The sequence below is a fragment of the Nakamurella flava genome (assembly GCF_005298075.1).
GTDB classification, from domain to species: Bacteria; Actinomycetota; Actinomycetes; order Mycobacteriales; family Nakamurellaceae; genus Nakamurella; species Nakamurella flava.
This window is the reverse complement of the sequence record NZ_SZZH01000010.1, coordinates 1-5,313: the sequence shown is the minus strand read 5'-3', so window position 1 is coordinate 5,313 and position 5,313 is coordinate 1. Positions and strand designations below refer to the sequence as shown.

Sequence of the window (5,313 nt, the reverse complement as noted above, 5' to 3'; positions counted from 1 at the left end):
TGTCCGGCGGTGTCCTACTCTCCCACACCCTGGCGAGTGCAGTACCATCGGCGCTGAAAGGCTTAGCTTCCGGGTTCGGAATGGGACCGGGCGTTTCCCTCTCGCTATAACCGCCGTAACTCTATGAAACACACACAACCGCAGGCGCGGGTGTTGCCTCAGATATCACACAGTGGACGCGTAGCAATGATGTTGTGGTAAGTCCTCGGCCTATTAGTACCGGTCAGCTCGACACACCTCACGGTGCTTCCACTTCCGGCCTATCAACCCGGTGGTCTTCCGGGGGCCTTACCCCATCAAGTGGGTGGGAGTCCTCATCTTGGAACGAGCTTCCCGCTTAGATGCTTTCAGCGGTTATCCCTTCCGAACGTAGCCAACCAGCCGTGCTCCTGGCGGAACAACTGGCACACCAGAGGTTCGTCCGTCCCGGTCCTCTCGTACTAGGGACAGCCTTCCTTAAGACTCCAACGCGCGCGGCGGATAGGGACCGAACTGTCTCACGACGTTCTAAACCCAGCTCGCGTGCCGCTTTAATGGGCGAACAGCCCAACCCTTGGGACCTACTCCAGCCCCAGGATGCGACGAGCCGACATCGAGGTGCCAAACCATGCCGTCGATATGGACTCTTGGGCAAGATCAGCCTGTTATCCCCGGGGTACCTTTTATCCGTTGAGCGACACCCCTTCCACAAGGTGGTGCCGGATCACTAGTCCCGACTTTCGTCCCTGCTCGACCCGTCGGTCTCACAGTCAAGCTCCCTTGTGCACTTACACTCAAAACCTGATTGCCAACCAGGCTGAGGGAACCTTTGGGCGCCTCCGTTACATTTTGGGAGGCAACCGCCCCAGTTAAACTACCCACCAGGCACTGTCCCTGAACCGGATCACGGTCCGAAGTTAGACATCCAGTTCGACCAGAGTGGTATTTCAACGTTGACTCCACGAACACTGGCGTGATCGCTTCACAGTCTCCCACCTATCCTACACAAATCGAACCGAACACCAATACCAAGCTATAGTAAAGGTCCCGGGGTCTTTCCGTCCTGCCGCGCGTAACGAGCATCTTTACTCGTAGTGCAATTTCGCCGAGCCTATGGTTGAGACAGTAGAGAAGTCGTTACGCCATTCGTGCAGGTCGGAACTTACCCGACAAGGAATTTCGCTACCTTAGGATGGTTATAGTTACCACCGCCGTTTACTGGGGCTTAAATTCTCAGCTTCGCTCCCAAAGGGAACTAACCGGTCCTCTTAACCTTCCAGCACCGGGCAGGCGTCAGTCCATATACATCGTCTTGCGACTTCGCATGGACCTGTGTTTTTAGTAAACAGTCGCTTCTCCCTGGTCTCTGCGGCCGAACCACGCTAGCCCGCAAGGGGCTTCACGCAACCCGGCCCCCCTTCTCCCGAAGTTACGGGGGTATTTTGCCGAGTTCCTTAACCATAGTTCGCTCGCTCACCTTGGTATTCTCTACCTGACCACCTGTGTCGGTTTAGGGTACGGGCCACTCGGAACTCGCTAGAGGCTTTTCTCGACAGCCTAGGATCACTCTACTTCGCCTCAAACGGCTATGCATCAGGTCTCAGATCAACACGGGAACGGATTTGCCTATCCCCGCTACCTACACCCTTACACCAGTACTACCACTCACTGGCGGAGCTACCTTCCTGTGTCACCCCATCGCTTGACTACTACCGGATCGGGTCCCACGCTCCCCCAACACCCAACCGAAGTCAGATGCGGGCTCGGGTGGTTAGCAACACCGGGCTCATCATGGGCGTTCCTACGCGGGTACGGGAATATCAACCCGTTGTCCATCGACTACGCCTGTCGGCCTCGCCTTAGGTCCCGACTCACCCTGGGCGGATAAACCTGGCCCAGGAACCCTTGGTCATTCGGTGGAGGAGTTTCTCACTCCTCATTCGCTACTCATGCCTGCATTCTCACTCGTGTGGCGTCCACGGCTGGGTTACCCCGCCGCTTCGCTCGCCACACGACGCTCCCCTACCCATCCACACACCTGAACCACGAAGGCTAGGCTGACGTGTGAATGCCGCGGTTTCGGCGGTGTGCTTGAGCCCCGCTACATTGTCGGCGCGGAACCACTTGACCAGTGAGCTATTACGCACTCTTTAAAGGGTGGCTGCTTCTAAGCCAACCTCCTGGTTGTCTGGGCGACTCCACATCCTTTCCCACTTAGCACACGCTTAGGGGCCTTAACCGGCGATCTGGGCTGTTTCCCTCTCGACTATGAAGCTTAGCCCCCACAGTCTCACTGCCACGCTCTCACTTACCGGCATTCGGAGTTTGGTTGATTTCGGTAAGCTTGTGGGCCCCCTAGACCATCCAGTGCTCTACCTCCGGCAAGAAACACGTGACGCTGCACCTAAATGCATTTCGGGGAGAACCAGCTATCACGGAGTTTGATTGGCCTTTCACCCCTACCCACAGCTCATCCCCCAGGTTTTCAACCCTGGTGGGTTCGGACCTCCACGACGTCTTACCGTCGCTTCATCCTGGCCATGGGTAGATCACTCCGCTTCGGGTCTAGAGCGTGCGACTGAATCGCCCTGTTCGGACTCGCTTTCGCTACGGCTTCCCCACACGGGTTAACCTCGCCACACACCACTAACTCGCAGGCTCATTCTTCAAAAGGCACGCCGTCACCACACTAAATATGGCTCCGACGGATTGTAAGCGCACGGTTTCAGGTACTATTTCACTCCCCTCCCGGGGTACTTTTCACCTTTCCCTCACGGTACTAGTCCGCTATCGGTCATCAGGTAGTATTTAGGCTTAGCGGGTGGTCCCGCCAGATTCACAGCAAATTTCACGAGCTCGCTGCTACTCGGGAGCCACAAAAGGAAGGCCACATGCTTTCGTCTACGGGACTCTCACCCACTACGGTCGGCTTTTCCAAAACCGTTCGACTAACACGCGACTTTATAACTTCCCGCCAGATCGGCAGAACTGGCAATCATGGTCCCACAACCCCGCACACGCAACGCCTGCCGGCTTGACACGTACACGGTTTAGCCTACGTCCGCTTTCGCTCGCCACTACTCACGGAATCACTGTTGTTTTCTTTTCCTGTGGGTACTGAGATGTTTCACTTCCCCACGTTCCCTCCACACACCCTATGTATTCAGATGCGGGTAACACGACATGACTCGTGCTGGGTTTCCCCATTCGGAAATCCTCGGATCACAGCTCGGTTGACAGCTCCCCGAGGCTTATCGCAGCCTCCTACGTCCTTCATCGGCTCCTGATGCCCAGGCATCCACCGTGCGCTCTTAAAAACTTGACCACAAAAGATCAAAGATGCTCGCGTCCACTGTGTAATTCTCAAACAACACACGAAAACACCCACCAACCCACACAACCGTGCAAGGCCGGCAAGCGCCGCCACGAAGAAACCGAACTCCACCCCCAGCACCAGGCGAACCTGGCACTCACAAGGGCGAAGGGTCCGTTCCCTCAGGACCCAACAGTGCACCAACAGTCAGCGTTCCACCCATGAGCAACCGGCACAGAACGCTCGTCTGTGATCCGGCCACACACCCCTACAGGGGCGCGAATGCTCCTTAGAAAGGAGGTGATCCAGCCGCACCTTCCGGTACGGCTACCTTGTTACGACTTCGTCCCAATCGCCGATCCCACCTTCGACAGCTCCCCCCCACAAGGGGTTGGGCCACTGGCTTCGGGTGTTACCGACTTTCGTGACGTGACGGGCGGTGTGTACAAGGCCCGGGAACGTATTCACCGCAGCGTTGCTGATCTGCGATTACTAGCGACTCCGACTTCATGGGGTCGAGTTGCAGACCCCAATCCGAACTGAGACCGGCTTTTTGGGATTCGCTCCACCTCGCGGTTTCGCAGCCCTTTGTACCGGCCATTGTAGCATGCGTGAAGCCCAAGACATAAGGGGCATGATGATTTGACGTCATCCCCACCTTCCTCCGAGTTGACCCCGGCAGTCTCTTATGAGTCCCCACCATTACGTGCTGGCAACATAAGACAAGGGTTGCGCTCGTTGCGGGACTTAACCCAACATCTCACGACACGAGCTGACGACAACCATGCACCACCTGTGCACAGACCTTGCGGGGGAACCATCTCTGGAACTTTCCTGTGCATGTCAAGCCTTGGTAAGGTTCTTCGCGTTGCATCGAATTAATCCGCATGCTCCGCCGCTTGTGCGGGCCCCCGTCAATTCCTTTGAGTTTTAGCCTTGCGGCCGTACTCCCCAGGCGGGGCGCTTAATGCGTTAGCTGCGGCACGGAGGTCGTGGAAGGACCCCCACACCTAGCGCCCAACGTTTACGGCGTGGACTACCAGGGTATCTAATCCTGTTCGCTCCCCACGCTTTCGCTCCTCAGCGTCAGTATCGGCCCAGAGACCCGCCTTCGCCACCGGTGTTCCTCCTGATATCTGCGCATTTCACCGCTACACCAGGAATTCCAGTCTCCCCTACCGAACTCTAGTCTGCCCGTATCGAATGCAGGCCCGGAGTTGAGCCCCGGGTTTTCACATTCGACGCGACAAACCGCCTACGAGCTCTTTACGCCCAATAATTCCGGACAACGCTTGCACCCTACGTATTACCGCGGCTGCTGGCACGTAGTTGGCCGGTGCTTCTTCTGCTCCTACCGTCACTTTCGCTTCGTCAGAGCTGAAAGAGGTTTACAACCCGAAGGCCGTCATCCCTCACGCGGCGTCGCTGCGTCAGGCTTTCGCCCATTGCGCAATATTCCCCACTGCTGCCTCCCGTAGGAGTCTGGGCCGTGTCTCAGTCCCAGTGTGGCCGGTCGCCCTCTCAGGCCGGCTACCCGTCGTCGCCTTGGTAGGCCATTACCCCACCAACAAGCTGATAGGCCGCGGGCCCATCCTCAGCCGAAAAACTTTCCACCCCACACCATGCGATGCGAAGTCCTATCCAGTATTAGCACCGGTTTCCCGGAGTTATCCCAGAGCTGAGGGCAGGTTGCCCACGTGTTACTCACCCGTTCGCCACTCGAGTACCCGCAAGCGGGCCTTTCCGTTCGACTTGCATGTGTTAAGCACGCCGCCAGCGTTCGTCCTGAGCCAGGATCAAACTCTCCATCGAATGTCTACAACCAACCACCCACCCCCAAAGGAGAAGGACCGGTCAGTCAACAAACCATAGAAAACATTATCCAGGCGTCAAAATGAGCTAGCTCACTTCAATACCAAAGGAATCCCAAAGACCAGACACAAAGCCTGGCCAACGGGGTAAAACATAAATTGGCACTGACTATCGGTACACTGTTGAGTTCTCAAGAAACGGACGCGCAC

3 rRNA genes are annotated in these 5,313 nt (G+C 56.8%); all 3 read right to left on the bottom strand.

What is annotated here, in order from left to right:
• Position 1: 1 nt before the first annotated feature.
• The 3 genes from rrf to FDO65_RS21900 all read right to left on the bottom strand — a co-directional run bounded on the left by rrf (position 2) and on the right by FDO65_RS21900 (position 5,104).
• A 5S ribosomal RNA gene (rrf, locus tag FDO65_RS21910) occupies positions 2-118 on the bottom strand.
• A gap of 76 nt (positions 119-194) precedes the next feature.
• A 23S ribosomal RNA gene (locus FDO65_RS21905) occupies positions 195-3,304 on the bottom strand.
• A 281-nt stretch (positions 3,305-3,585) separates the two neighbouring features.
• Positions 3,586-5,104 (bottom strand): 16S ribosomal RNA (locus tag FDO65_RS21900).
• The 16S, 23S and 5S rRNA genes sit together here, the layout of an rRNA operon.
• Between the last annotated feature and the right edge of the window lie 209 nt (positions 5,105-5,313).